General features: G+C 67.2%; 17 protein-coding genes and 1 tRNA gene. 17 read left to right on the top strand and 1 reads right to left on the bottom strand.

The annotated features are described in order from the left end of the window. The first annotated feature begins 4 nt into the window (after positions 1 to 4). The 10 genes from IM776_RS12570 to rpoC all read left to right on the top strand — a co-directional run bounded on the left by IM776_RS12570 (position 5) and on the right by rpoC (position 17,940). Positions 5 to 1,297, top strand: a complete 1,293-nt coding sequence (locus tag IM776_RS12570) for a sugar ABC transporter substrate-binding protein (protein WP_194420428.1) — start codon at positions 5 to 7, stop codon at positions 1,295 to 1,297. A gap of 42 nt (positions 1,298 to 1,339) precedes the next feature. Continuing rightward, on the top strand, positions 1,340 to 2,320 hold the full coding sequence (locus tag IM776_RS12565) for a carbohydrate ABC transporter permease (protein ID WP_194420427.1): 981 nt from the start codon (positions 1,340 to 1,342) through the stop codon (positions 2,318 to 2,320). Then, the gene (locus IM776_RS12560) at positions 2,317 to 3,150 is read left to right on the top strand and encodes a carbohydrate ABC transporter permease (RefSeq protein WP_194420426.1); all 834 of its coding nucleotides are present in this window, start codon (positions 2,317 to 2,319) and stop codon (positions 3,148 to 3,150) included. The genes IM776_RS12565 and IM776_RS12560 overlap by 4 nt, the downstream gene beginning before the upstream one ends. After that, positions 3,147 to 4,631 carry a glycoside hydrolase family 3 protein gene (locus IM776_RS12555; RefSeq protein ID WP_194420425.1) on the top strand — a complete coding sequence of 495 codons (1,485 nt, stop codon included), beginning with the start codon at positions 3,147 to 3,149 and terminating at the stop codon, positions 4,629 to 4,631. The genes IM776_RS12560 and IM776_RS12555 overlap by 4 nt, the downstream gene beginning before the upstream one ends. A gap of 186 nt (positions 4,632 to 4,817) precedes the next feature. Beyond that, positions 4,818 to 6,497: an ABC transporter substrate-binding protein gene (locus tag IM776_RS12550; RefSeq protein ID WP_194420424.1), complete on the top strand. Its 1,680-nt coding sequence runs from the start codon at positions 4,818 to 4,820 to the stop codon at positions 6,495 to 6,497. A gap of 86 nt (positions 6,498 to 6,583) precedes the next feature. Then, complete coding sequence (locus IM776_RS12545) at positions 6,584 to 7,588, top strand: ABC transporter permease (protein WP_194420423.1); 1,005 nt, start codon at positions 6,584 to 6,586, stop codon at positions 7,586 to 7,588. Then, positions 7,585 to 8,538 carry an ABC transporter permease gene (locus IM776_RS12540; RefSeq protein WP_194420422.1) on the top strand — a complete coding sequence of 318 codons (954 nt, stop codon included), beginning with the start codon at positions 7,585 to 7,587 and terminating at the stop codon, positions 8,536 to 8,538. Before IM776_RS12545 ends, IM776_RS12540 begins: the two co-directional genes overlap by 4 nt. A gap of 1 nt (position 8,539) precedes the next feature. Next, positions 8,540 to 10,294 (top strand): ABC transporter ATP-binding protein, encoded by a 1,755-nt coding sequence (locus tag IM776_RS12535; RefSeq protein ID WP_194420421.1) that lies wholly within the window; start codon positions 8,540 to 8,542, stop codon positions 10,292 to 10,294. A gap of 213 nt (positions 10,295 to 10,507) precedes the next feature. After that, on the top strand, positions 10,508 to 14,008 hold the full coding sequence (rpoB, locus tag IM776_RS12530; protein ID WP_194420420.1) for a DNA-directed RNA polymerase subunit beta: 3,501 nt from the start codon (positions 10,508 to 10,510) through the stop codon (positions 14,006 to 14,008). 56 nt (positions 14,009 to 14,064) lie between these two features. After that, positions 14,065 to 17,940 (top strand): DNA-directed RNA polymerase subunit beta', encoded by a 3,876-nt coding sequence (gene rpoC, locus IM776_RS12525; protein WP_194420419.1) that lies wholly within the window; start codon positions 14,065 to 14,067, stop codon positions 17,938 to 17,940. Between the two features lie 138 nt (positions 17,941 to 18,078). Here the strand turns inward: rpoC and IM776_RS12520 are convergent, their stop codons facing one another. Then, positions 18,079 to 18,672, bottom strand: coding sequence for a hypothetical protein (locus tag IM776_RS12520; RefSeq protein WP_194420418.1), 594 nt, complete (start codon positions 18,670 to 18,672; stop codon positions 18,079 to 18,081). A gap of 37 nt (positions 18,673 to 18,709) precedes the next feature. Here IM776_RS12520 and IM776_RS12515 point away from each other — a divergent pair, with 37 nt between their 5' ends. The 7 genes from IM776_RS12515 to IM776_RS12485 all read left to right on the top strand — a co-directional run bounded on the left by IM776_RS12515 (position 18,710) and on the right by IM776_RS12485 (position 24,516). Further along, positions 18,710 to 19,627 (top strand): carbohydrate kinase family protein, encoded by a 918-nt coding sequence (locus IM776_RS12515; RefSeq protein WP_194420417.1) that lies wholly within the window; start codon positions 18,710 to 18,712, stop codon positions 19,625 to 19,627. Positions 19,628 to 19,714: 87 nt separating this feature from the next. Next, positions 19,715 to 19,799, top strand: a tRNA-Tyr gene (locus IM776_RS12510). 375 nt (positions 19,800 to 20,174) lie between these two features. Next, complete coding sequence (locus tag IM776_RS12505; RefSeq protein ID WP_194420416.1) at positions 20,175 to 21,059, top strand: bile acid:sodium symporter family protein; 885 nt, start codon at positions 20,175 to 20,177, stop codon at positions 21,057 to 21,059. Positions 21,060 to 21,068: 9 nt separating this feature from the next. After that, positions 21,069 to 21,563, top strand: a complete 495-nt coding sequence (locus IM776_RS12500; RefSeq protein ID WP_194420415.1) for an FBP domain-containing protein — start codon at positions 21,069 to 21,071, stop codon at positions 21,561 to 21,563. Positions 21,564 to 21,613: 50 nt separating this feature from the next. Continuing rightward, positions 21,614 to 22,411: an enoyl-CoA hydratase/isomerase family protein gene (locus tag IM776_RS12495; RefSeq protein WP_194420414.1), complete on the top strand. Its 798-nt coding sequence runs from the start codon at positions 21,614 to 21,616 to the stop codon at positions 22,409 to 22,411. Between the two features lie 84 nt (positions 22,412 to 22,495). Beyond that, entirely contained in the window at positions 22,496 to 23,710 is a 1,215-nt protein-coding gene (locus tag IM776_RS12490) for a hypothetical protein (protein ID WP_194420413.1), read from the top strand. Further along, positions 23,707 to 24,516, top strand: a complete 810-nt coding sequence (locus IM776_RS12485) for an inositol monophosphatase family protein (protein ID WP_194420412.1) — start codon at positions 23,707 to 23,709, stop codon at positions 24,514 to 24,516. Before IM776_RS12490 ends, IM776_RS12485 begins: the two co-directional genes overlap by 4 nt. Positions 24,517 to 24,577: the final 61 nt, after the last annotated feature.

The raw sequence follows: 24,577 nt of genomic DNA, 5'->3' as shown, positions 1-24,577 counted from the left end.
CCTGATGAAGAAGCGCATTCTTCCGATCGTGGCGCTCGGCGTCACGGCATCGCTGGGCCTTGCAGGCTGCGCAGGCGGCGGCACCGACAACAACAGCGGAGCCGACGGAGAGGGCCAGACTCTCAACGTCTGGATCATGAAGGGCACCAACCCCGACGCGACCGCGTTCTACGACGAGGTGTCCGCGGCCTTCGAAGAGGAGACCGGTGCCAAGGTCGAGATCGAAGAGGTCCAGTGGGCTGACGCGCACGACCGCTTCGTGACCGCCATCGCCGGTGGCACGACCCCCGACGTCGCCGAGACGGGCACCACCTGGACGGCCGAGTTCGCCGACGCGGGGGCGCTGCTCCCGATCGACGAGTATGTCGACGGCGAAGACGGCCTCCGCGATGACCTCGTCGAGGGCCTCGAGGTCGCCGGCACCTACGACGAAGAGCTCTACGGCATGCCGTGGTACGCCGGTGTCCGCGCCCTCGTCTACCGCACCGACATCTTCGAGGAGCTCGGGCTCGAGGCTCCGAAGACGTGGGACGACATCATCACCGCAGGCGAGGCCATCAAGGCCGCCTACCCCGAGATGATGGCCTTCCCTGTTCCCGGTGACGCCGAGTTCCAGGTCTACCCCTGGGTCTGGGGCGCCGGCGGCGAGATCGCCACGCAGGACGGCGACGAGTGGACGAGCGAGCTCGACAGCGCGGAGTCGCAGGAGGGCATCCAGTTCTACACCGACCTCGCGACCGAGCACGGCTTCTCCTCCGCGGGTGCCACCACCTGGAAGGAGACCGACCTCAGCGACAACTTCGCACAGGGCAACGTCGCGATGATGCTGTCCGGTTCGTGGACCCCCGCCTCCCTCGTCGAGGCAGGCCCCGACCTCGAGGGCAAGATCGGCGCGGCGGTCATCCCTGGCAAGGACGGCGACATCGCGCCATCGGTGCTCGGTGGCTCGCACCTGTCGATCTTCAACACGACCGAGAACGCCGACCTGGCGTGGGAGTTCACGAAGATGATGACCACGGGCGAGTTCGCTGAGAAGTGGGCTGCACAGACCGGTTACTTCCCGGGTGTCGCCTCGGCGATGGAAGAGGCCCTCGCCTCGACCGACCCGCTGGTCGCCCCGTTCGCGCAGCAGATGGTGGAGGGCGGCGCTTCCGTGCCCGTCACCCCGAACTTCGGCGCCGTCCAGGCGAAGAAGACCACCAACGCGATGATGCAGTCGATCCTCAGCGGGCAGAAGGACGTCGCCACGGCGACGAAGGATGCCGCAGCCGAGATGACCGAGCTGCTGAATCAGTAAGACTGGTAACTCCAGCAACGACAAGTTAGGCAATATCCCTTGATGTCGACGGTGCATGCACCGCTGCCGACACCCACGGAGGCGGGGAACACCCCCGCCTCCGTGGCCGGTGGCCGCCGATCCAACCGCTTCACCCTGATCGCCAGGTCCCGACCTTGGCTGCTGCTCGCGCCGGGCCTGATCATCCTCGCGGGGCTGATGCTGTGGCCCCTGGTGCAGGTGTTCATCTATTCGCTGCAGGACTACGGCCTGCGCGAGATCAACACCGGCGAGAACAACTGGATCGGCCTCGGCAACTACATCGAGGCGCTCACAGACTCCACGCTGTGGACCATCGTCCTGCCGAACACCGTCGGCTTCGCCGCCGTCGCCGTGTTCGCCACGGTCGCCCTCGGCACGCTCGTGGCACTACTGCTGCAGCGCCTCGGCAAGACCTGGCGGCTCATCGTCTCCAGCTGCATCATGATCGCCTGGGCGATGCCCGCCGTCACCGGCACCTACGTCTGGACGTTCATCTTCGATGCCGACCGCGGCATCTTCAACAGCATCCTGCTCGACCTCGGCCTGATCGACGGGCCCGTCAACTGGTTCACCAACCAGTGGTCGTTCTACGCGATCGTGCTGCTGAACGTCGTGCACCACGGCTTCCCGTTCGTCGCGATCACCGTGCTCGCCGGCCTGCTCGGCGTCTCCAAGGAGATGCTCGAAGCCGCAGCCATGGACGGCGCCGGTGCCTGGCGCCGCTTCTGGAAGATCGTCTTCCCGACCCTGCGCCCGGTGTTCTCGGTCGTGATCATCCTCTCCACCATCTGGGACTTCAAGGTCTTCGCGCAGGTCTACCTGATGCCCGGCGGCTCCGGCTCGAACCGTTCGGTGCTCAACCTCGGCGTCTGGTCGTACGTCGAATCGTTCGGTCAGAACCGCTACGGCTTCGGCGCGGCGCTCGCCGTGCTGCTCACCCTCGTGCTGATCGGAATCACGATCGTGTACATCCGCTCGCTCATGAAGGAGGACGAACTGTGAACCCGAAGAAGTCCGTCCTCTCCCGCGTCGGCATCGGCATCGGCGTCGCGGCGCTCCTGGCGTTCACGCTGTTCCCCGCGTACTGGATGGTCTCCAGCGCGTTCGACAAGAACGCCTCCAGCGGCGGTCGATCGTTCATCCCGGAAGAGTTCACCCTCGACCACTTCATCTTCGTGTTCAACGAGGGTGGATTCGGCACGTATCTGCGCAACTCCGCCATCGTGGCCATCGTCACCGTGCTGGTCAGCGCCCTGGTGTGCCTGCTCGCCGCCGTCGCTGTGGCCCGCTTCAGGTTCAAGTTCCGCACCATGATCCTCATGATGATCCTCATCGTGCAGATGGTTCCGCTCGAGGCGCTGGTGATCCCACTGTTCCTCCAGGTCAAGAGTCTGGGGCTGCTGAACAGCATCATCGGCCTGATGATCGTCTACGTCGCTCTCTCGCTCGCGTTCGGCATCTGGATGCTGCGCGGCTTCGTCGCCGCCGTCCCGGTCGAACTCGAGGAGGCCGCGTACCTCGACGGCGCCAGCTGGTGGCGCATGTTCCGCTCGGTGCTGCTGCCGCTGGTGATGCCGGGTCTCGTCGCCACCAGCATCTTCAGTTTCATCACCGCGTGGAACGAGTTCATCTTCGCCATGACGATGCTCGGCGGCGCCGCCGACCAGTACACCGTCGCGATCGGACTGAAGTCCTTCTTCGGGCTGCACTCCAACGACTGGGGCAGCATCATGGCGGCATCCACCATCATCACCATCCCGGTCATGATCTTCTTCGTCATCGTGCAGGGGCGTCTGGCGAGTGGCATGACGTCGGGAGCGGTGAAGGGATGACGGACGATCTCACCCGCCTCGCCAACAGCGTGCTGTGGCCGGGCTTCTTCGGCACGCGTCTCGAAGGCGAAGGCGCGCCGGAGTGGCTGCGCGATGCGCTCGAGCAGGACCTCGCCGGCGTCGTCTACTTCGGGCAGAACATCTCCGAAGAGCTCGCGGCCCTGAGCGCCGAGATCCACACCGCGAATCCCTACGCGCTGATCGGCATCGACGAGGAGGGCGGCAGCGTCACCCGCCTCGAGGTCGCCACCGGGTCCACGCTTCCCGGAGCGGCGCAGCTCGGCATCCTCGACGACACCGCGGCCAGCGAGGCCACCGGCGCCGAGCTCGCCCGACGCGCCCGCCGGGTCGGCGTCGACGTGGTGCTCGGGCCGGTCGCCGACGTCAACACCGATCCCCGCAATCCCGTGATCGGCGTGCGCTCTTTCGGCGCGGATGCCGCGCTGGTCTCGCGCCACGTCGCAGCAACGGTGCACGGGCTGCAGAACGGGGGAGTGGCCGCGTGCGTCAAGCACTTCCCCGGGCACGGCGACACCCACCTCGACTCGCACCACGCGCTGCCGGTGATCACGCTCGATCCATCCGAGGTCGACAACGTGCACCTGGAGCCGTTCCGCGCCGCCATCGCCGCGGGCGTGGACACGATCATGACCGCGCACATCGTCGTCCCAGCATGCGGTGCGCAGCCGGCAACTTTGAACCCCGCGGTGCTCGAACGCCTGCGCGAGATGGGCTTCGACGGCGTCATCATCACGGACGCCCTTGATATGGCCGCCGTCCGCGAATCGGTCGGCCTCGGCGGCGGAGCCGTGCAGGCCCTGGCCGCCGGCGCCGACTTACTGTGCATCGGCAACCCGACGAACCCCGGTGACGATGCGCACCCGGATCAGGACGAGCGCGACTACCTCGCCGCGCGCGAGGCGATCGTCGCGGCGCTGCGGAACGGGACGCTCTCCCGCGAGCGGGTCGAGCAGGCGCGCGAGCGCGTACGGGTGCTGGCTACCAAGCTCGCCGCCGCGACGTCGGCGGCCGTGCCGAACTTCGACGGGGCATCGATCGTCCGTCGCGCGCTGCGTGTGACCAGTGAGCTGGATGCCGCGGCATCCGCCCTGTCGGTCGTCGACGCGCGCCGGCGGTCGACGCTCGCGGTCGACAGCGCCGCGGCGTACGTCTCAGAGGCCCTCGCCGGCGACGGCTTCCGCGTGCGCCTCGACATCGCCCGGGCGACGGAGACGGAGCGGGATGCCGCGCTGGACGCGGCGGTCGCCGCCGGCGGACGGCTCGTGCTGCTGATCGACCGGCCGGATGTGGACGCCGGCCAGCGCGCCCTTGTGGAGCTCGCAGCCCGGCGGCAGCCGGACGCGGTCGTGGTGAACGTGGGCCTCGCGGCGCAGCATCCGCTGCCCCTGCCCGTCGTCGAGGTCGCCGCCGCCAGCCGCGTCGGCGCCGAGGCCGCTCGCGCCCTCCTGCTCGGCCGCTGACGCCGCTCACCAAACTCCTCTCGGGAGGGGAAGGGACGGGAGCGTTACAGAGCTGATACCGGATCGCAACATGGATGCGTTTGGATTCCAGGTGCGGGCTGGGTAGCGTCAATGCATCACGTGTAACGGGAGCGACGACGCGACCGGCACGCGCAACGAAGCGCCCCACTAGGGAAGGTACACAGCATGAACCACACATCCATGCGCCGGCGGCGAGGGCTCATCGCCGTCACCGGCACTGCGATCGCAGCGATGCTGCTCGCGGGCTGCGTCGCCAGTGAACGCGGTGACGACACGGCGGACGGCGGCGGAGAAGAGGTCGACAGCACGTTCGTGTTCGCGGCATCCTCCGACCCGGCCAGCCTCGACCCCGCCTTCGCACAGGACGGCGAGACCTTCCGCGTCTCGCGCCAGATCTTCGAGGGCCTCGTCGGCACCGAGCCCGGCACCGCCGACCCCGCACCGCTTCTCGCCGAGTCGTGGGAGTCCGCCGAAGACGGCATGTCGCACACCTTCGCGCTGAAGGAGGACGTCACCTTCCACGACGGCACTCCGTTCAACGCCGAGGCCGTCTGCGCCAACTTCGACCGCTGGTACAACTGGACGGGTCTCGCCGCATCCGAGGCCTTCGGCTACTACTACAACAAGCTCTTCCATGGCTATGCCGAGAGCCCCGAGAACGCGGTCTACAAGTCCTGCACGCCCGACGGCGACTACTCGGCGACCGTCGAGCTGAACAAGCCGTTCGCCGGCTTCATCCCCGCACTCTCCCTTCCCGCGTTCGCGATGCAGAGCCCGGCCGCGATGGCCGAGTTCGGCGCTGACGAGGTCGCGGGCTCTGCCGAGGCCCCGCAGATGTCGGAGTACGCCGAGGCGCACCCCGCGGGAACAGGCCCCTTCAAGTTCGACGAATGGGCTCGCGGCGAGCAGCTGACCCTCAGCTACTACGAGGACTACTGGGGCGAGAAGGGGCAGATCGACGAGATCATCTTCCGCACCATCGATGACCCGACCGCACGCCGCCAGTCCCTCGAGGCCGGCGACATCGACGGCTACGACCTGGTCGGCCCCGCCGACACGGCCGCCCTTGAGGAGGACGGCTTCAGGATGGTCTCCCGTCCGCCGTTCACGATCCTCTATCTGGCGTTCAACCAGCAGATTCCCGAGCTGCAGGACCCGAAGGTGCGCGAGGCGCTCTCGTACGCGATCGACAAGGACGCGCTGATCAGCCAGGTGCTGCCGGAGGGCACGGAGAAGGCGACGCAGTTCATGCCGGACAGCGTCAACGGCTACAACGAGGACGTCACGACCTACGAGTACGACGTCGACAAGGCCAAGTCGCTGCTGGCCGAGGCGGGCTACGACGAGTCCAACCCGCTGAAGCTCGACTTCAACTACCCGGTCAACGTCTCGCGTCCGTACATGCCGGACCCCGAGCAGATCTTCACGGTGCTCTCGTCGCAGCTCGCTGAAGTCGGTGTCGAGACGACTCCGGTCTCGGAGGAGTGGGTCGAGTACCTCGACCGCACCACCGGCACCGCGGACCACGGCATCCACCTGCTCGGCTGGACCGGTGACTACAACGACACCGACAACTTCGTCGGCGTCTTCTTCGGTGCGCAGAGCTCGGAGTGGGGCTTCGACAACCCCGAGCTGTTCGACGCCCTGGCCGAGGCGCGCGGCGTCCCGGACCTCGAGGAGCAGACCGGGCTGTACCAGGACATCAACGAGATGGTCGCGGAGTTCATCCCCGGTGTGCCGCTGGCGCACCCGGCTCCCACGCTGGCCTTCGACCCTCGGGTCGAGAGCTACCCGGCGAGCCCGGTGAACGACGAGGTCTTCAACCAGATCGTCCTCACGAAGTGACGCGATAGCGATCCGCCCCGCGCCCGTCCCCTTTCATGCGGAGGGCGCGGGGCGGATCGCGCTCGTCTACGCAATCGGAGTACCACTTGCTGCGCACCATCGGCAGGAGACTGCTGTTCCTCATCCCCACCCTGTTCGGGCTCAGCATCCTGCTGTTCGCCTGGGTCAGGGCCCTCCCCGGCGGTCCGGCCGTCGCCCTTCTCGGCGAGAAGGCGACCCCGGAGGCCATCGAACGGGTCAACAAGCTGTACGGGTTCGATCGGCCCCTCATCGAGCAGTACTTCATCTGGATCGGCCGACTCCTGCAGGGCGACTTCGGCACGTCGATCCAGACGAACCGCCCGGTGACAGAGGAGTTCTTCCGGCGCTTTCCGGCCACGATCGAACTTTCCATCGCGGCGCTCATCATCGCGATCGGCATCGGCGTGCCGCTCGGATACTGGGCCGCACGCCGGCACGGTAAGTTCAGCGACCACGCCTCCGTGGTGCTGAGCCTGGTCGGCATCACCATCCCGGTGTTCTTCCTGGCCTTCATCCTGAAGTACGTCTTCGCGGTCCAGCTCGGCTGGCTTCCGGCCGACGGCAGACAGGATCCGCGAATAGATGCCACACACCCCACCGGTTTCTACGTGTGGGACGGCATCATCACGGGGGAGTTCGACGCATCGTGGGATGCCATCCTGCACCTGATCCTCCCGGCGATCGCGCTCGGCACGATCCCGCTCGCGATCATCGTCCGCATCACCAGGGCGAGCGTCCTCGAGGTGCAGAACGCCGACTACGTCCGCACCGGCCGCGCGAAGGGCGTCGCCAACTCGACGCTGCGCAGCCGGTTCATCCTGCGCAACGCGATGCTGCCGGTCATCACAACGATCGGCCTGCAGACGGGGCTCCTGATCTCCGGCGCGGTCCTCACCGAGACGGTCTTCGCCTTCCCCGGCGTCGGCTCGTTCCTCGCGCGTGCCATCTTCACCCGCGACTTCCCGGTGCTGCAGGGGTTCATCATCTTCATCGCGATCGCCTATGCGCTGATAAACCTGGCCGTTGATGTGTCGTACAGCATCATCGACCCGAGAGTGAGGGTCCAATGACCAGCCCCGTGCTGCCCCCTGCGCAAGGCGGGGGAGTCCTCGACACCGCTGCGATCGCGCAGCGGGAGGGCAAGGAGAGCCCCGGCGGATTCTGGCGCGACGTCTTCGTGCGCATGCGCCGCAACCCGACCGCCTGGATCGGTGCCGTCATCGTCCTGGTGTTCGTCCTCGTCGCCGTCCTCGCCCAGATCCTCGCGCCCTACCCCGAGACGGCGCTCCCCGGAGCGCGCGACATCACCCCGACGCACATCCCCGGTCCCGGCGAACTGCCGGAGTTCCCGCTGGGCCTGGACCGCTTCGGCGGCGACGTGCTGTCCAAGCTCATCTGGGGCGCGCGGGCGTCGCTGCTCGTCGGTGTGGTCTCCACCGCGCTGGGCCTGGTCGGCGGAATGCTGCTGGGTCTCATCGCCGGAACGTTCGGCGGCTGGGTCGATACGCTCATCATGCGCATCGTCGACATCATCCTGTCGGTGCCGAACCTGCTGCTCGCGGTCTCGATCGCGGCGATCCTCGGTCAGACACCGTTCGCGGTGATGATCGCGATCGGTGCCTCGCAGGTGCCCATCTTCGCCCGGCTTCTTCGCGCGTCGATGCTGCAGCAGCGCTCCAGCGACTATGTGCTGTCGGCGCAGACCCTCGGTCTCGGCCGGGGCCGCATCACGATGTCGCACGTCCTGCCCAACGCCATCGGCCCAGTCATCGTGCAGGGGACCCTGACGCTCGCGACGGCCGTGATCGACGCTGCGGCGCTGTCGTTCCTCGGCCTCGGCGGCGGACGCCCCGAGACGGCCGAATGGGGCCGGATGCTGACCTACGCGCAGAGCGAGCTGGCGATCGCCCCGTGGCTGGCGTTCTTCCCCGGCATCTGCATCGCCGTCACAGCGCTCGGTTTCACGCTGTTCGGCGAGGCGCTGCGAGAATCCATGGATCCGAGGACGAGGGCGCGCTGACATGAGCAAGGAACAACAGAGCATGGATGCTCCGCTGCTGTCCGTCCGCGATCTCGCGGTCGACTTCAACACCATGGACGGCACCGTCCACGCGGTCGAGGGCGTCGATCTCGACATCTCCGAAGGCGAGACCGTCGCGATCGTGGGCGAGTCCGGCTCGGGCAAGTCGACCACCGCGATGGCGATCATCGGACTCCTCGCCGGTGGCGGCCGCATCGCCGGCGGCAGCATCCGCCTGGACGGTCGCGAGATCTCCAAGGCTTCCGAGAGCGAGCTGCGCGGCATCCGCGGGCGTGACATCGGACTCGTCCCGCAGGACCCGATGTCCAACCTCAACCCGGTCGCCAAGATCGGCACGCAGGTCGCCGAGACGCTGCTGGCGCACGGACTCGCGAACCGCCAGAACGTCTCGCAGAAGGTCGTCGAGGCGCTCGAGGCGGCCGGCCTCCCGGATGCCGCCAAGCGCGCCAAGCAGTACCCGCACGAGTTCTCCGGCGGCATGCGCCAGCGCGCGCTCATCGCGATCGGGCTGGCCTGCAAGCCGCGGCTGCTCATCGCGGACGAGCCGACCAGCGCCCTGGACGTCACGGTGCAGCAGACGATCCTCGATCAGATCGGCGCGATGACCCGCGAGCTCGGGACGGCCGTGCTGCTCATCACGCACGACCTGGGCCTCGCTGCCGAACGCGCCGAGCGCGTCATCGTCATGCACCGCGGCAAGGTCGTCGAGCAGGGCGATGCGAAGCAGATCCTCGAGGATCCGCAGCACCCGTACACCCAGTCGCTCGTGAAGGCCGCCCCGTCGGTCGCCGTCGCGCGCCTGCAGCCGGAGGCCTTCACCGCCGCCTCTGGCGCCGTCCCGACCGATGAGCCCGACTCGCCGCGGGTCGTTGAGCGAGCCGAAGGCGAGACGAAACGCGTTGAGCGAGCGCAGCGAGTCGAAACGACGACTGCCACCGCAGCCTCCCCACCCGACAACATCGTCGAGATCGAGAATCTCACCAAGGTGTTCCCCGTCCGCGGACGCGGCGAGGACTTCGTCGCGGTGAACGACGTTTCGCTGGCGATCCCGCGCGGCGAGACCGTCGCGATCGTGGGCGAGTCGGGGTCGGGCAAGACGACGACGGCGCGGATGCTGCTGAAGCTGTTCGAGCCGACCAAAGGCGTCATCCGCTACGAGGGCAAGGACATCGCCTCCTTGAACCGTGCGGACACCAGGGACTTCCGGCAGCGCGTGCAGCCGATCTTCCAGGACCCGTACTCGAGCCTGAATCCGATGTTCACGATCGAGCGTCTGATCGCCGAGCCGCTGGAGTTCTACCGGCGGGGGAGCGGTGCCGACCGGCGCAAGCGCGTCCGGCAGCTGCTCGACGACGTCGCGCTGCCGCAGTCGATGCTGCGCCGGTACCCGTCCGAGCTCTCCGGCGGTCAGCGGCAGCGCGTCGCGATCGCCCGCGCGCTCGCCCTCTCGCCCGACCTGATCGTCTGCGACGAGCCGGTCTCGGCGCTGGACGTCCTGGTGCAGGATCAGATCCTGCGCCTGCTCGGCGATCTGCAGCGCGAGTACGGCCTGAGCTATCTGTTCATCTCGCACGACCTCGCGGTGGTGCGGCTGATCAGCGACTACGTGTGCGTGATGAAGGACGGCGCGCTCGTGGAGGCGGCATCCTCGGAGGAGATCTTCACGAACCCTCGCGACCCGTACACCCGCCGTCTGCTGGCATCCATCCCCGGCAACGAGCTCAACATCGCCTGACCTTTCGACCCGCGAGGGGGCTTTTACCGCAGCATCCGGAATTGGTCAAGGATCAGGCTTGCCATGTCGCGAATTACCTCGTATAGTTGTTCCTTGCGCCTCCTTTCTCCCTGCCCTCATATGGTGGTCGGCAGATGTTGAGCATGTGAGCGCGCACTCCACCTGACGACAAAGGAATCGAGAAGCCCTGCGGGGCTCACGGAGGTTATTCCCTTGGCTGCTGCTCCCAACGCATCCACATCCACCACCAACAAGAACGGACGCGGAGCATCGCGTCTCTCGTTCGCCAAGATCTCCGACACGCTGACGGTCCCCGACCTTCTCGCGCTGCAGACCGAGTCGTTCGACTGGCTCGTCGGCAACGACACCTGGAAGGCGCGTGTCGCCGAGGGTAAGAAGGCCGGTCGCAAGGACCTCAACGAGTTCAGCGGTCTCGAGGAGATCTTCGAGGAGATCTCTCCGATCGAAGACCTCAGCGAGACGATGCAGCTGAGCTTCACGAACCCGTACCTCGAGCCCGAGAAGTACTCGATCGACGAGTGCAAGGAGCGCGGCAAGACCTACGCCGCCCCGCTGTACGTCGAGGCCGAGTTCATGAACCACCAGACCGGTGAGATCAAGACTCAGACCGTCTTCATGGGCGACTTCCCGCTGCAGACCAGCAAGGGAACCTTCATCATCAACGGCACCGAGCGTGTCGTCGTCTCGCAGCTCGTGCGCTCGCCGGGTGTCTACTTCGACAAGACGCCGGACAAGACCTCCGACAAGGACATCGTCTCCGCTCGCGTCATCCCGAGCCGTGGCGCATGGCTCGAGTTCGAGATCGACAAGCGCGACCAGGTCGGCGTCCGCATCGACCGCAAGCGCAAGCAGTCCGTCACAGTCTTCCTCAAGGCCCTCGGCATGACCAGCGAGGAGATCCTCGTCGAGTTCGCCGGCTTCCCCTCCATCGAGGAGACCCTGGCCAAGGACACCATCCTCACCAAGGAAGACGCGCTTCGCGACATCTACCGCAAGCTCCGTCCGGGCGAGCAGGTCGCCGCAGAGGCCGCCCGCGCGCTGCTGGACAACTTCTACTTCAACGCCAAGCGCTACGACCTCGCCAAGGTCGGCCGCTACAAGATCAACCAGAAGCTGGGCCTGAACCAGCCGCTGGACTCGTCGGTCCTGACCGTCGAGGACATCGTGGCGACCATCAAGTACCTGGTGCGCCTGCACCGCGGCGACGAGACTTTCGAGGGTCTGCGCAGCGGCAAGAAGGCCGAGATCCGCATCGCCACCGATGACATCGACAACTTCGGCAACCGTCGCATCCGCGCCGTCGGCGAGCTCATCCAGAACCAGGTCCGCACCGGTCTGTCCCGCATGGAGCGCGTCGTCCGCGAGCGCATGACCACGCAGGACATCGAGGCGATCACGCCGCAGACGCTGATCAACGTGCGCCCCGTCGTCGCCGCGATCAAGGAGTTCTTCGGAACCTCGCAGCTGTCGCAGTTCATGGACCAGAACAACCCGCTCGCGGGTCTGACCCACAAGCGCCGCCTTTCAGCGCTGGGCCCCGGTGGTCTGTCCCGTGACCGCGCCGGTGTCGAGGTCCGTGACGTCCACCCGTCGCACTACGGACGCATGTGCCCCATCGAGACCCCTGAAGGCCCGAACATCGGTCTGATCGGGTCGCTCGCGACCTTCGCGCGCATCAACTCCTTCGGTTTCATCGAGACCCCGTACCGTCGCGTCGTCGACGGCGTGGTCACCGATGACATCGACTACCTCACGGCAGCCGAGGAGAACGACTTCAACATCGCGCAGGCCAACGCCGTGCTCGACGAGAAGAAGCACTTCGTCGACAGCCACGTGCTGGCTCGCCCGAAGGGCGGCAGCGGTGAGGTCGACATGTTCGAGCCCGCCGAGATCGGCTACATGGACGTCTCGCCGCGTCAGATGGTGTCGGTGGCGACCTCGCTCGTGCCGTTCCTCGAGCACGATGACGCTCAGCGCGCGCTCATGGGCGCCAACATGCAGCGTCAGGCCGTGCCGCTGCTGCGCAGCGACTCCCCGCTGGTCGGAACCGGTATGGAGGGCTACGCGGCCATCGACGCCGGCGACGTCCTGACCGCCGACAAGGCCGGTGTCGTCACCGAGGTCTCCGCAGACCGCGTGGTCGTGCAGCTCGACGAGGGCGGCACGCAGGAGTACCACCTGCGCAAATTCGACCGCTCGAACCAGGGCACGTCCTACAACCAGAAGGTCGTCGTCTCGGCCGGTGAGCGCGTCGAGGTCGGCGAGGTCATCGCCGACGGACCCGCCACCGAGAACGGTGAGCTGGCGCTGGGCAAGAACCTGCTCGTCGCGTTCATGACGTGGGAGGGCTACAACTTCGAGGATGCCATCATCCTCAGCCAGGACCTGGTGAAGGACGACACCCTCTCCTCGATCCACATCGAGGAGTACGAGGTCGATGCCCGCGACACCAAGCTCGGCAAGGAGGAGATCACCCGTGACCTCCCCAACGTCAGCCCTGAGCTGCTGAAGGACCTCGACGAGCGCGGCATCATCCGCATCGGCGCCGAGGTCCGCCCCGGCGACATCCTGGTCGGCAAGGTCACGCCGAAGGGCGAGACCGAGCTGTCGGCCGAGGAGCGCCTGCTCCGCGCGATCTTCAACGAGAAGAGCCGCGAGGTCCGCGACACCTCGCTGAAGGTGCCGCACGGCGAGCAGGGCACGATCATCGCCGTCAAGGAGTTCAACGCCGAGGACGGCGACGACGAGCTCGGCTCGGGCGTCAACCGCCGCGTCGTGGTCTACATCGCCCAGAAGCGCAAGATCACCGAGGGTGACAAGCTCGCCGGCCGTCACGGCAACAAGGGCGTCATCGCGAAGATCCTGCCGGTCGAGGACATGCCGTTCCTCGCCGACGGATCGCCCGTCGACATCGTGCTGAACCCGCTCGGCATCCCCGGCCGAATGAACTTCGGCCAGGTGCTCGAGACCCACCTCGGGTGGATCGCGAAGCAGGGCTGGAAGGTCGAGGGCACCCCGGAGTGGGCCGTCCACCTGCCGCAGGAGGCCTTCGAGGCCGCGCCTGGCACCAAGGTCGCCACCCCGGTGTTCGACGGTGCCGAGGAGCACGAGATCGCAGGCCTGCTCGACTCGACGCTGCCGACGCGCGACGGTGACCGCCTCATCGACCGCTCGGGCAAGACCCAGCTGTTCGACGGCCGCTCCGGAGAGCCGTTCCCGGCACCGATCTCCGTCGGCTACATGTACATCCTGAAGCTCCACCACCTGGTCGACGACAAGATCCACGCCCGTTCGACCGGTCCGTACTCGATGATCACCCAGCAGCCGCTCGGTGGTAAGGCGCAGTTCGGCGGACAGCGCTTCGGCGAGATGGAGGTGTGGGCACTCGAGGCATACGGTGCGGCATACGCGCTCCAGGAGCTCCTCACGATCAAGTCCGACGACATCCTCGGCCGCGTCAAGGTGTACGAGGCGATCGTCAAGGGCGAGAACATCCAGGAGCCCGGCATCCCCGAGTCCTTCAAGGTGCTCATGAAGGAGATGCAGTCGCTCTGCCTGAATGTCGAGGTCCTCTCGGCAGACGGCACGGCTGTCAACCTCCGCGACACCGACGACGAGGCATTCCGTGCCGCCGAAGAGCTCGGTATCAACATCTCCAGCCGATTCGAGTCCGCCTCGATCGACGAGATCTGACGCGCGGCTTCGCCCAGCGTCTGATCACAGAAATTTATTGAGACACAGGAGAACTAGTGCTCGAGTCAAACACCTTCGATGAGCTTCGCATCGGCCTGGCCACCGCTGACGACATCCGCGGATGGTCCTTCGGTGAGGTGAAGAAGCCCGAAACCATCAACTACCGCACCCTCAAGCCCGAGAAGGACGGTCTGTTCGGCGAGCAGATCTTCGGCCCTTCCCGCGACTGGGAATGTGCATGTGGGAAGTACAAGCGCGTCCGCTTCAAGGGCATCGTGTGCGAGCGCTGCGGCGTGGAGGTCACCAAGAGCTCCGTCCGTCGCGAGCGTATGGGCCACATCGAGCTCGCCGCTCCCGTCACCCACATCTGGTACTTCAAGGGCGTGCCTTCGCGCCTCGGGTACCTGCTCGACATGGCGCCGAAGGACCTCGAGAAGGTCATCTACTTCGCGGCGTACATGGTCATCTCGGTCGATGAGGATGCTCGTCACCGCGACCTGGCCACGCAGGAGAACAACGTCCGCCTCGAGCTGAAGACGCTCGCCGATCGTCGCGATGCGAAGATCGCCGAGCGCCTCACCAAGCTGGAGGAGGAGCTCGCGGCACTCGAGGCCGAGGGCGCCAAGGCCGACGCGAAGAAGAAGGTCAAGGACGCCGCCGAGAAGGAGATGTCGCAGCTGCGCAAGGGCGCAGACGACGCCATCGCCAAGCTCGAGCGCGTGTGGGAGGACTTCCGCACGCTCGAGGTCGGCGCCCTGCGCCCGGAGGACGACGTCTTCCACGAGCTGCAGGACCGCTTCGGCCAGTACTTCGAGGCCCACATGGGTGCGGAGTCGATCCAGCGCCGCCTGGCCGCCTTCGACCTGCAGGCCGAGGCCGAGAGCCTGCACCTGCAGATCTCCGAGGGCAAGGGCCAGCGCAAGATCCGCGCGATCAAGCGTCTGAAGGTCGTCAACTCCTTCCTGGAGACCGGCATGAGCCCGGCATCCATGGTTCTCGACGTCGTGCCGGTGATCCCGCCGGAGCTGCGCCCGATGGTGCAGCTCGACGGTGGCCGCTTCGCCACGAGTGACCTCAACGACCTCTACCGTCGTGTGATCAACCGCAACAACCGTCTTCGTCGTCTGATCGACCTCGGCGCCCCCGAGATCATCGTCAACAACGAGAAGCGCATGCTGCAGGAGGCCGTCGACGCACTGTTCGACAACGGCCGCCGTGGTCGCCCCGTCACCGGTACCGGCAACCGCGCCCTGAAGTCCCTCAGCGACATGCTGAAGGGCAAGCAGGGTCGTTTCCGCCAGAACCTGCTCGGCAAGCGCGTCGACTACTCGGGCCGTTCGGTCATCGTCGTCGGCCCGCAGCTGCAGCTGCACCAGTGCGGTCTGCCCAAGCAGATGGCGCTCGAGCTGTTCAAGCCGTTCGTGATCAAGCGCCTGATCGACCTCGGTCACTCGCAGAACATCAAGGCCGCCAAGCGTGCCGTCGAGCGCACCCGTCCCGAGGTCTGGGACGTGCTCGAGGAGATCATCCGCGAGCGTCCCGTGCTGCTGAACCGTGCGCCCACGCTGCACCGCCTCGGCATCCAGGCGTTCGAGCCGCAGCTCGTCGAGGGCAAGGCGATCCAGCTGCACCCGCTCGTATGTGCCGCGTTCAACGCCGACTTCGACGGTGACCAGATGGCTGTGCACCTGCCGCTGTCGGTCGAGGCTCAGGCCGAGGCCCGCGTGCTGATGCTCGCGTCGAACAACATCCTGAAGCCGTCCGACGGCCGTCCGGTCACCCTGCCCTCGCAGGACATGATCATCGGTCTGCACCACCTCACGGTGGTCAAGGAGGGCGCCAAGGGCGAGGGGCGTGCGTTCGGTTCGGTCTCCGAGGCGATCCTCGCCAAGGACGAGGGAACCCTCGACCTGCAGGCGAAGGTCCGCATCCGCATCCCCGGCCTCAACTTCCTTGAGGGCGAGGCTCCGGAGGGCTACGAGAAGCACGGCCTGGTCGACGCTTCGCTGGGTCAGGCGATCTTCAACGCGACGCTGCCGAAGGGCTACCCCTTCGTCCGCGAGCCTGCCGACAAGGGCAAGCTGTCGCAGATCGTCAACAAGCTGGCCGAGGAGTACCCCAAGGTCGAGACGGCTGCGACGCTGGACCGCATCAAGGATGCCGGTTTCTACTGGGCGACGCGCTCGGGAGTCACCGTCGCCCTGAGCGACATCCTGACGCCTCCGAACAAGAAGGAGATCGTCGCCGGCTACGAGAAGCAGGCCGCAAAGGTCCAGTCGCAGTACGAGAAGGGTCTCACCACCGACGCCGAGCGTCGTCAGGAGCTCATCAAGATCTGGACCGAGGCGACCGACGAGGTTCAGGCCGCGATGCGCGCCAACTTCCCCGAGGACAACACCATCAACCGCATGGTGTCGTCAGGTGCTCGTGGTAACTGGCTGCAGATCCGCAACATCGCGGGCATGCGTGGTCTGGTGAACAACCCCAAGGGTGAGATCATCCCGCGTCCGATCATCTCCTCGTACCGCGAGGGTCTGTCGGTGGCGGAGTACTTCATCGCGACGCACGGTACCCGTAAGGGTCTGGCCGACACCGCTCTGCGTACCGCCGACTCGGGTTACCTGACCCGTCGTCTGGTGGACGTCTCGCAGGACGTCATCATCCGCGAAGAGGACTGCGGCACGTCGAAGGGCCTCGAGCTCCCGATCGCCGCTCCGAACTCGCAGGGTGAGCTGGTGCGCGACGCGAACGTCGAGAACTCGGTGTTCGCCCGTACCCTGGCGGCCGATGTCGTCAGCGAGTCGGGCGAGGTTCTCGCCGCGGCCGGCGACGACGTGGGAGACGTGCTGATCGACAAGCTCGTCGAGCTCGGTGTCGAGACCATCAAGGTCCGCTCGGTGCTGACCTGCGACTCGGCTGTCGGCGTCTGCGCGCAGTGCTACGGCCGCTCGCTCGCGACCGGCAAGACCGTCGACATCGGCGAGGCCGTCGGCATCATCGCGGCCCAGTCGATCGGTGAGCCCGGTACCCAGCTGACGATGCGTACGTTCCACACCGGTGGTTCGGCATCGGCGGATGACATCACTCAGGGTCTGCCCCGTGTGCAGGAGCTCTTCGAGGCTCGCACGCCCAAGGGCGCATCGCCGATCGCCGAGGCCGATGGCCGCATCACGATCGACGAGACGGACAAGGCCAAGAAGGTCATCCTCACGCCCGACAATGGTGATGAAGAGGTCGTCTACCCGGTGCTGAAGCGTGCGACGCTTCTCGTCGAGGACGGTCAGCACGTCACGGTCGGTCAGCCCCTGCAGGTCGGAACGCTCGACCCCAAGGAGGTCATGCGCGTCATGGGTGCCCGCGAGGTGCAGAAGTACCTCGTCGGCGGTGTCCAGGGCGTCTACCGCTCGCAGGGTGTGCCGATCCACGACAAGCACATCGAGGTCATCGTCCGTCAGATGCTCCGCAAGGTCACCGTCGTCGATCACGCCGACACGACCCTGCTGCCGGGTGAGATGGTCGACCTCAAGCGCTACCAGTCGATCAACCGCGAGGCTGTGGCAGAGGGCAAGCGCCCCGCGTCCGGCCGCTCGGAGCTGATGGGTATCACCAAGGCGTCGCTTGCGACCGAGTCGTGGCTGTCCGCCGCCTCGTTCCAGGAGACGACCCGCGTGCTCACCGAGGCTGCGATGCAGGGCAAGCGCGACCCGCTGGTCGGTCTCAAGGAGAACGTCATCATCGGTAAGCTCATCCCCGCCGGAACGGGTCTCTCGAAGTACCGCAACGTCACGGTCGAGGCGACCGAGGAAGCCAAGAGCGAGCGTTACCCGAACCGGATCTTCGCATCCGACGGCGCGTACGCCGAGGGCGACTTCGGATACGTCGACTTCGACGCGTTCTCGACGGATGACGTGACTCCGGGCACGTACAACTGAGATAGCTGATCGAAGGCCCCGCCCCTCTTCGGAGGTGCGGGGCCTTCGTCGTCGCTGGATCGGACGAGGGGTCGCATCTGGCTGCCTGATCGGCGTGGTGGCCGCCGCTTGCGACCCCTGCCGCAGGAAATCAGCCCACTAGTCGAACAGGCTCGCCACGATGCTCGAGGTGTAGCCGCTCGGCGCGAGGTTCGAGTAGCTCGTGTCGATCATCACGTCGTCCCGCCAGAACAGCGTCCGTCCGTCGGTGACCGGGTACATCTCGTTCTCCCACGTCTTCTCGCAGCGGGTGCCCTCGTCCGGCGTGAAGCACGTGAAGCCCTCGTCATCGGCGAGATCGTTCAGCATGTCGAGCGCCGGACCGCGGTTCAGGTGCGAGATCTTCGTGATGAGCGCGGTCGTGTCTGCGCGCGGGTCGCGCCAGATGCACAGCAGCGATCCGTCGGGCTGGATGCCGGAGGGGCCGACGGCGGGATCGTTCAGGGGCACGTCCTCAAGCTGTGCGAGCACATCGTCCGACAGGATCGCGCGGCAGTCCTCCGGGATCGGGATGAGTGCGGCCGACGGCGTCTCACTCGGCTCGGGTGAGTCGGATGCCGTCGGCGACGGGCTCTCCGACGCTACGGGAGTCTCAGCCGTGGGCGTTTCCTCGGGCGGGGCCCCGGTACACCCCGTGAGCGCTGCCGCGAGAAGGAACGCTGCGGCCGCCATGCCCGTGCGAGGAGTCCTCATGCCGACAACGTAGCGCGCCGTGCGACAGAATGAGGGGATGCCGCACACACTTCGCGCCGTGATCATCGGCGATGCCCTCATCGATGAGATCCACGACGCCGGCGGTGTGCGCGAGCTCGTCGGCGGCGCGGCGCTGAACGTCGCGGTGGGACTGCGGCGTCTCGGCATCCCGAGCACCCTGATCGCGATGGTCGGCGACGACGAGGCCGGCTCGCACATCCGCGAGTACCTCGCCGATCACGACGTGCGGCTGATCTCGAGTGCGGCGCCGCACGGATCCTCCCGGGCGATCGTGCAGCGCGACGCGCACGGCGAGCCCACGTACGTCTTCAACGAGGCGGCTCAGCGGCGCAGCATCCAATACGGCGAGGAGGCGCGGCAGGCGATCGCCGACGCCGATCTGGCGGTGATCAGCTGCTTCCCGTTCGACGATCCCGTCGAGGTGGATGCCGTGATCGACGCCCTCGCGGGCGCCAGGGTCGCGATCGACCCGAACCCGCGCGCTGGAATGCTCAGCGATCGCGCCGAGTTCGTGCGCGGCTTCGAGCGGATGGCCGCGGATGCCGCGATCGTCAAGGTCGGCTCGGACGATGCCTCGCTCCTGTACGACGGAGACCTCGACGCCCTGCGTGCGCATCTTCGCGAAGCCGGCGCCCAGGCCGTGCTCGCGACTGCGGGCAAGGATGGCGCGACCCTCGAGGCGGATGCCGGTGTCTTCACCGCTCCGATCTCGGAGCTTCCCGGGCCCATCGTCGACACGGTCGGCGCCGGGGATGCGACGCTGGCGGGAGTCGCCGAGGGGCTCGTCGGGGGCCGCCCGGAGACCGGGGAGCTGTGGCGGCGACTGCTCGATCGGGCCATGCAGGTCGCGGCCGCGACGTGCCGTGCGGAGGGCGGCCTGCTGCGCACCCCGGAGTCGCTCGAGAGAGGCGAACGCGGCGTGCACGGCAGCTGACGTTTCGATTTCTTGCACCTGCGCTCGGCAGGTATGATTGATACTCGCGCCCCCGGTTGGCTGTACAAGCTGGACGGGTGTGCACTTGGCAAGTTACCCAAGCGGCCAAAGGGAGCTGACTGTAAATCAGCCTGCATTGCATTCGGGGGTTCGAATCCCTCACTTGCCACCACATGTCCTGAGGGCCTCCGCACAGCGGGGGCCCTCAGACGGTTATCAAGCAGGGCTAGCACGTCTCGGACCTTGAGTGCAATGGCTCGACGGCCTTGTTCTCGCCGCCATAGCGTTGAACTCCACGGGGCACGGTTGCGGAGGGGCGTCCAGCCTTGCGTCTCGTGAAAGGGCCGTCCGCCGCTGTGTAGATTTCCCAGATCGCTAGGCGGCGACGGCATTCAGTGGCCCCCTCGCTTGGCTCCCCCAGGCCGGCGAGGGGGTCATCTGTGCGTTCACCGTGCTCCGCCGATCTCGCCGGTCTCGCGGGAACCGGGAAGACACGCGCACCTCGCATGCATGACGCCGCGGCCCGGTATCCGCCACACTGAGCACCATGGGATCAGCGTTGACCACCATCGGATTGCCCGTCGCCCTCGGCATCATCATGCTCGGCCTCGGCCTGAGCCTCACCCTCGCCGACTTCGCGCGCGTGCTCAAGCAGCCGAAAGCCGTGCTCGTCGCCCTCGCGTGCCAGCTTCTGCTGCTGCCGGCGATCTGCTTCGGGCTCGTGCTGCTGTTCCAGCTTCCGCCCGTGCTCGCTGTCGGCATGATGATGCTCGCCGCCTCGCCCGGCGGCACGACGGCGAACCTCTACAGCCACCTGTTCCGCGGCGACATCGCGCTGAACATCTCACTCACCGCCGTGAACTCCGTCATCGCAGTGATCACGCTGCCTCTGATCACGAACTTCGCGATCATGTATTTCAACCCGTTCGATGATCAGTTGGGACTGCAGTGGTCGAAGGCCCTCGAGGTCTTCGCGATCGTGCTGCTGCCGGTCGCGCTCGGCATGCTCATCCGTCGGTTCTGGCCGAAGTTCGCTGACGGCATGGACCGCCCCGTGCGGATCGCGAGCGTCATCATCCTCGTCATCGTGATCGCGGGTGCCGTGGCATCCAACTGGGCGCTGCTGATCGAGAACTTCGCCACTCTCGCCCTGATCACGATCGTCTTCTGCCTGATCAGCCTCGCGGTCGGGTACACCGTGCCGCGGCTGCTGAAGATCGGTCGGCGCCAGGCGATCGCGTCATCGTTCGAGATCGGCATCCACAACGCCACACTCGCCATCGTGATCGCGCAGACCGTCCTCGGCTCGGTCGAGCTGAGCCTGCCAGCCGCGGTCTACGGCGTGCTGATGTTCTTCGTCGCGTTCGGCTTCGGCTTCCTCATCCGCGATCGGAGCCGCGACCGCGAGCGCGCCTCCGTGACGAGTTCATAGACTGGCGCGATGCGAGCGCTCACCGAGTCCGACGTCCGCGCGGCGTTCATCAACGCCGGCGAAGACGAGCTGCGGATGATCGAGATGCCGCACGACTTCATCCTCGTCGACTGGGACTTCCACGATTTCCTGGCCTGGCGGGATCCGGCATCCAGCAAACGCGGGTGCATCGTCGTCGAGACCGATAACGGCGTCGTGGGGATCGTTCTGCGCGCCAGTGACCCGGGCAGGAGCCGCAACGGCATGTGCAACATCTGCCACACGATGCAGCCCGGCAGCCAGGTCGCGCTATTCGCCGCGCGCAAGGCCGGCGCGGCCGGGCATCGCGGCGACAGCGTCGGCACCTACATGTGCGCCGACCTCTCCTGCCACGAGAACGTGCGGCTCGCGCATCCGCTCGCTCCGAACGAGGTGCGCGCCGCCGGGCAGGTGGACATGCGACTGGACGGCACCCGTCGCCGCATGGAGCGCTTTGTCGCACGCGTACAAGAGGACACGGATTGACTGCACGGGCTCGCTAGGCTGGCGAAGTCCGCGCTTCGAAGGAGATGCCCATGAGCGATGCCATCCTGTTCTCGGTCGATGAGGGTCTCGCGCGCCTCACATTGAACCGCCCGACCCGCCTGAACGCCTTCAACGCGGATCTCGCGCATGCATGGCGGGATGCCACGGCCGAGGCGACTTCCCGAGACGACGTGCGCGCCATCCTCCTGGATGCGGCCGGGCCCTCGTTCTGTGCGGGCGGAGACGTCCTCGAGATGGCCTCCACGATGGGGGACGGAGCGCCGCTCACCGAACTCGCAGGCGTCATCAATGAAGGCATCCGCTCGCTCACCGAGTCGGCGATCCCGGTGGTCGCCGCAGCTCACGGCACGACCGCGGGCGGCGGTCTCGGCATCCTGCTCAGCACCGACTACGCCGTCGTCGGCGGCCGTTCCAAGCTCGGCAGCCTCTACGCGAACATCGGGCTCACCCCCGATCTGTCGGTCTCGGCCCAGCTCGCGGGTGCCGTCGGAAGCCGCCGTGCGCTTCAGCTCGTGCTGCAGGACCGCCTGCTCACCGCCGCGGAGGCTCTCGAGTGGGGCCTGGTCGCCGAGGTCGTCGGCGGTCAGGATGCCGCGGACGAGGCCGACCTCGTGCGCGCACGCGCCGAGGAGGTCGCCCGATTCTGGCTCGCCGGCGCCGCGGGTGCCTACGGCCAGGCCAAGCGACTCGTGCGCTCGCAGCCCTCGCGCTCGTTCGCTGAACAGCTCGACGAGGAGGCACGGTCGATCGGCGCCGCCTTCGACACCGCGGATGCCAAGGCCCGAGTCGCCGGGTTCGCCGCGGCATCCGCGAAGAAGGCTCGCTGAGTTCCCCACAATTCGGGCGAAGCCCGGTGCGAAGTCGTCCCTGCGTGCGAGGATGAGAGCATCAACGGCCGAAGAGGGGACACCATGTCAGAGGTCAATGAAGCAGGAGCGAAGACGAACGCATCGCTGCTGATCCGCGGAGCGATCTGGATCGCGATCGGCGCGCTGATCGCGGCCGCCCTGGTCTGCGTGGTCTGGGTTCTCGTCGGCGATCAGGACGGCATCATCGGCCGTGCGTTCCTCACGATCCTGCTGCTCGCGGCATTCGCCGGCATCGCGATCCTCGAGGCCGGGCTCGCGCCGCGGCGTCCGGACTGGCTGGCGCTGGCGAGCATGATCACGTGGATCGTCGCACTGATCGCGGGCGCCATCAAGATCTGGCTTCCGGATGACGAGTACGAGTACACCGGCGGGGTGGGGCGGTTCTTCCTGCTGCTGGTCATCATCGGGGTCCTGCAGCTGGCGCTCCTCCACGTGCGCCTGTTCGTCCCGGCGACCCGCCGGTATGTGACGACGTTCACGCAGGTCATCTTCTACGTCACGATCGTGATGCTCGTGCTGCTGGTGGCGATGCTCGTGTTTTACCTGACGTTCCCCGACACGTTCACCTACGGCGACCTCTACTGGCGCATCGTCGTCGCACTCGCGATCCTGACCGCCGTCGGCACGACCCTGATCCCGTTGTTGAACGCGCTGTTCGCACCGAAGAAGCGCGCGCACGCCGGCGCTCCGCAGGGCTACGCCGTGGCCGCGGCTCCCGCTGCGCAGCAGTGGCCGACCTACGCCGACGGTGTGACGCCGTTGCCGATCATGCCCGACGGCTCGCCGGACTGGAACGCCTACTACACCGGCGTTCCCACCTCGCAGCAGACGGGCTACGGCCAGGCGTCGTCGTTCCCGGCGCTGCCTCAGCAGGGGCAGACAGCCACACAGTCTGCCGCTGCCCAGCAGCACCCGCAGACGGGCCTCATCTCCTCGCCGGACGCGCCGATCGGGCCGGACGGATTCCCGGTGCCGCCCGCCGGGGCGCCTGCCGCTCACGACGGCATCCCCGGCGACGCGTCCGGATCCCACGCTCCTGAGGCTCCGGCAGCGCCCGAGGTGCCGACCGTTCCTGACGAGTCCGCGGGATCAGCGGATGGCGAGGCGGGGGATGCCGAGCCAGCCGCTCCGGCAGCGCATGTGCCGCCGGTGCCCAGCGGTCCCGGCTCTCCGGCCGATGAGCCGGCCGCCCCGCAGGCGCCGACGCGTCCGGCGCCCGGCGCGTTCCCGCCTCCGCCTCCGGCACCGCGTCAGTGACGACGGCCGTAACGGCTGATGCCGAACAGCTGAGGCACCTCGCCGCTGACATCGCCCGCGAGGCAGGTGATCTCGCGCTTCGCCGTCGGACCGCAGGAGTCCTGCTCGCGGCGACGAAGACGACCCTCGCTGACATCGTCACCGAGGCGGATCGCGACGTGGAAGACCTGATCCGGACGCGGCTGAGTGCGGAGCGTCCCGGAGACGGCTTCCTCGGCGAGGAATCCGGCGCCGCGGAGACGTCGACGGGCATCACCTGGGTGGTCGATCCGATCGACGGCACCGTGAACTACGCGTACGGCATTCCGGCGTACAACGTCAGCATCGCGGCGGTGCAGGGCAGCGCAGACCCCGACACCTGGGTCGGACTCGCCGGCGCCGTCCACGCCCCGGTGCTCGGCGAGTTGTTCACCGCGTCGCGTGGCGGCGGAGCCTGGCTGGGCGCGCAGCGCCTCGCCGTCACGGCTACCAACCCGGCCGGTGCATTGCTGGCGACCGGGTTCGGATACGATCCGTCCACACACGACGGCGACCTCGCGACGATCCGGCAGGTCATGCCGCTCGCCCGTGATCTGCGGCGGATGGGGGCGGCGGCCCTCGACCTCGCCTACGTCGCAGCAGGGCGGCTCGACGGGTATTTCGAACGGGGACTGAAGCCCTGGGACTTCGCCGCCGGCGCTCTTCTCGTGGCCGAAGCCGGCGGGGTCGTGACACGGCTCGACACCGCATCCGCCCGACCGATGCTGATCGCTGCCGGAGCCGACCTGCACGCTCGGCTCTCGGCCGTTCTCGACGATCAGATTTAGACGGCCGTGTACATGGCATTCTCAGCGCCCGCAGGGTAGGGTTTATCTGTTCGTTACCTTC

This window comes from Microbacterium abyssi (assembly GCF_015277895.1).
Classification (GTDB): domain Bacteria; phylum Actinomycetota; class Actinomycetes; order Actinomycetales; family Microbacteriaceae; genus Microbacterium; species Microbacterium abyssi.
This window is presented reverse-complemented; position numbering and strand designations above follow the sequence as displayed.